This is a genomic window from Inquilinus sp. (genome assembly GCF_057815775.1).
The window spans coordinates 1-3,856 of record NZ_JBYRFX010000542.1 but is presented as its reverse complement, the minus strand read 5'-3'; the positions used below and the strand labels follow the sequence as shown (position 1 = coordinate 3,856).

2 protein-coding genes are annotated in these 3,856 nt (G+C 68.1%); both read right to left on the bottom strand.

Annotated elements, in window-relative coordinates; translation table 11 throughout:
- A partial coding sequence (gltB, locus tag AC3XYG_RS18975; RefSeq protein ID WP_489141421.1) for a glutamate synthase large subunit occupies window positions 1–3,233 on the bottom strand: 3,233 nt, incomplete at its 3' end.
- A 21-nt stretch (window positions 3,234–3,254) separates the two neighbouring features.
- Window positions 3,255–3,856 (bottom strand): FAD-dependent oxidoreductase (locus tag AC3XYG_RS18970; protein ID WP_489141420.1); only part of this gene is annotated, 602 nt, incomplete at its 5' end.

Sequence of the window (3,856 nt, the reverse complement as noted above, 5' to 3'; positions counted from 1 at the left end):
GCGCCGGTGCCGCCGACATGGCCGGAGATCAGGATGATGTCGGCATTGGCCTTGGCGACGCCGGCGGCGATGGTGCCGATGCCGGTGCGGCTGACCAGCTTGACCGTGACCTTGGCGTCCGGGTTGATCTGCTTCAGGTCGTAGATCAGCTGCGCCAGGTCTTCGATCGAGTAGATGTCGTGATGCGGCGGCGGGCTGATCAGCATCACGCCCGGGGTGGCGTGACGCAGCTTGGCGATCTCGACCGTCACCTTGAAGCCGGGCAGCTGGCCGCCCTCGCCGGGCTTGGCGCCCTGGGCGACCTTGATCTCCAGCTCCTTGGCCTGGTTCAGGTATTCCGCCGTGACGCCGAAGCGGCCGGAGGCGACCTGCTTGATCGCGGAGTTCCAGTTGTCGCCGTTGCTGTCCGGCCGGAACCGGGCCGGGTCTTCGCCGCCTTCACCCGAATCCGACTTGGCGCCGATCCGGTTCATGGCGACGTTCAGCGTGCCATGCGCCTCCGGCCCCAGCGCGCCGAGCGACATGCCGGGCGTGACGAAGCGCTTGCGGATCTCGGTGATGCTCTCGACCTCGTCGATCGACACCCCCTCGCGCACCGGCACGAAGTCCAACAGGTCGCGCAGCGCCACCGGCGCCTGGCGCCGCACCAGGTCGGAATATTTGCGGTAGACGGAATAGCTGTCGGTCGTCACCGCATGCTGCAGCATGTGGATCAGCTGGCCTTCCCAGGCGTGCCGGTCCTGGCCCTGGCGATAGCGGTAGAAGCCGCCGATCGGCAGGGTGACGACGTTGCGGCTCCACGCCGCCTCGTGCATCTCGATCGCCTTCATCTGCAGCCCGGCCATGCCGATGCCGGAGATGCGGCTGGGCATGCCGGGGAAGTATTCGGCGACGAGCGAGCGTGACAGGCCGACCGCCTCGAAATTGCAGCCGCCGCGATAGGACGAGATGATCGAGATGCCCATCTTGGACATGATCTTCAGCAGCCCGTCATCCACCGCCTGGCGGTAGCGCTTCATGCAGGCGTCGAGGCTGAGCTCGCCGAACAGGCCGCGGCGCTGCCGGTCGGCGATCGCCTCCTGCGCCAGATAGGCGTTCACCGTGGTGGCGCCGACGCCGATCAGCACCGCGAAGTGATGCACGTCGACGCATTCCATCGACCGCACGTTCAGCGAGGTGAAGGTGCGCAGCGACTGGCGGATCAGGTGGGTGTGGACGGCACCCGTGGTCAGGATCATCTGCATCGCCACCCGCGTCGGCCCGACATGCAGGTCGGTCAGGACGATATGGGTGGCGCCGCCGCGCACGGCGTCCTCGGCCTCGCGGCAGACCCGGCGCAGCGCGTCGCGCAGCGCATGTTCGCCATCCTGCGGGTCGAAGGTGCAGTCGATCTCCGCCGCGGTGCTGCCCATATAGGCGCGCATCGCGTCGTATTCGGCATTGGTCAGCACCGGGCTGTCGAGCTGCAGCAGGTCGCACTGGCTGGCATCCTCGTCAAGGATGTTGCCCAGATTGCCCAGCCGGGTGCGCAAGCTCATCACCCGGCGTTCGCGCAAACTGTCGATCGGCGGGTTGGTGACCTGGCTGAAATTCTGCCGGAAGAAATGGTGCAGCGGCCGATTGACGTCGGACAGGATGGCGATCGGCGCGTCGTCGCCCATCGAGCCGATGGCCTCCTTCGCCTCCTCCACCATCGGATGCAGGATCAGCTCCAGATCCTCCATGGTGATGTTCATGGCGACCTGGCGCCGGCGCAGCTCCTCGCGGGTCATCGCCGCACCAGGGTCTTCGCCGCCGGCCCGGATCAGCCCGTCGATCACCTTGATCCGCTTGGTCCAATCCTGGAACGGCTGGCGTGCGGCCAGCACATCCTTGATCTCGCGGTCGTGATACAGGCGCCCTTCCTGGAGGTCGACCGCCAGCATCTGGCCGGGCCCGAGGCGCCCCTTCTCCGCGATCCGGTTCTCGTCGAGCCGGACCATCCCGGCCTCGGAGCCGGCGATCAGCAGCCCGTCATGGGTCAGGGTGTAGCGCATCGGCCGCAGGCCGTTGCGGTCCATGCCCCCCATCACCCAGCGGCCGTCATACATCGCCAGCGCGGCCGGCCCGTCCCAGGCCTCCATCACCGCGTTGCAATAGCTGACGAAGGCGCGGTGCGCGTCCGGGATGTCGGCGTCGGCCGGCGTCGCCTGCGGCACCAGCATGGCCTTGACCAGCGGCGCGTTGCGGCCGGCGCGAACCATGACCTCGAACACGGCGTCGAGCGCCGCGGAGTCCGAGCTGCCGCCCTGGATCACCGGCTTGATGTCTTCGATCGCGTCGCCGAACACCGGGCTGGCCATGCGCGTCTCATGCGCACGCATCCAGTTGGAGTTGCCCTTCAGCGTGTTGATCTCGCCATTGTGGGCCAGCATGCGGAAGGGCTGGGCCAGGCGCCAGGTCGGGAAGGTGTTGGTCGAATAGCGCTGGTGGTAGACCGCGAAGTTGGAGACGAAACGCTCGTCCAGCAGGTCCGGGTAGAAATCGGTCAGCTGCGCCGCCAGGAACATGCCCTTGTAGATGATCGAGCGGCAGGACAGCGAGCACAGGTAGAAATCGGCGATGCCGGCGGCCTGCGCCGCCTTTTCCACCCGCCGGCGGATGACGTAGAGGTCGCGCTCGAACTGCTCCTCCGGCACCCCCTTGGGGTTGGCGATCATGATCTGCTCGATCTCGGGCCGGGCGGCGTTCGCCTTCTCGCCGATGATCGCCACATCGATCGGCACCTGGCGCCAGCCGTAGATGTAGTAGCCGAAGGCCAAGATCTCGCCCTCGACCAGGCAGCGGCACTTCTCCTGCGCCTCCAGGTCGGTGCGCGGCAGGAAGGCCTGGCCGACCGCGATCAGGCCGGGCTGCGGCTTGTGGCCGACGCGCTCGACATGCTCGTGGAAGAACTGCTGCGGGATCTGGACATGGATGCCGGCGCCGTCGCCGGTCTTGCCGTCGGCATCGACCGCGCCGCGGTGCCACACCGCCTTCAGCGCATCGATGCCGGCCTGCACCACCTCGCGCCGCGGCTTGCCGTCCAGCGCCGCGATGAAGCCGACGCCGCAGGCATCGTGCTCCTCCGCCGGGTCGTAGGCGTGGGCCGCGATCAGCCTGATGACATTGGCGTCGTATTCCTCGACGAAGCGCTCGCCGGCATTCTTTACGCCGAGGGTCTTCTCACCAAGGCTCTTCTCGAACTGGCTCATGGCTGGCTCCTTCCGGCGGGCTTATTCCGCCGCGACCGCCGGGAGGGCGGCCTTGGCGGTGAGGAAGCTGTCGATGGCGGCGGCGGCATCGCGGCCGTCGCGGATCGCCCAGACGACGAGGCTGGCGCCGCGCACGATGTCGCCGGCGGCGAAGATGCCGTCGACCGCGGTCATCATGGTGCGGTGATCGACCTTGACCGTGCCCCATTTGGTCACCGGCAGGCCCGGCGCATCGAACAGGGTCGGCAGGTCCTCGGGGTCGAAGCCCAGCGCCTTGATGACCAGGTCGGCCTCGATGGTGTGGGCCGACCCGTCGATCACCACCGGGGTCTGCCGGCCGGTGGCATCGGCGACGCCGAGATGGATCGAATGGGCGCGCACGCCGGTGACCAGCTCGTCACCCAGGAATGCCTCGGGCGCGGCCTGCCAGACGAACTCCACGCCCTCTTCCTCGGCGTTCTGCACCTCGCGCTGGCTGCCCGGCATGTTGGCGCGGTTGCGGCGGTACAGGCACTTCACCGAGACGGCGCCCTGGCGCACAGCGGTGCGGACGCAATCCATCGCCGTGTCGCCGCCGCCGATCACCACCACCCGCTTGCCGGCGGCGTTCAGCGTGCCGTCGG